Below are 202 nucleotides of genomic sequence, written 5' to 3'. Positions count from 1 at the left end.
GTGCCCGGCGGCTCGATGTCGGTCCGTCCGCCGTACTGCGCCTGCCGGTCGGCCCGGCACCGCTGCGGCTGTCGATCGACTGGCGGCAGCGGATCGGCGGCAATGCCGCGCCCGGATCGGGACCGGCGGTCACGCTCGGCAGCGACTTTTAATCGGCTGTTTGAAAACTCGCGGAAGGGCGAGTTTCGAGGCGGTGCCGGCC

Source organism: Sphingomonas sp. Leaf25 (assembly GCF_001421635.1).
In the GTDB taxonomy this organism is placed as follows: Bacteria; Pseudomonadota; Alphaproteobacteria; order Sphingomonadales; family Sphingomonadaceae; genus Sphingomonas.
The sequence above is the reverse complement of the archived record's forward strand: the minus strand, read 5'-3'. Positions refer to the sequence as shown.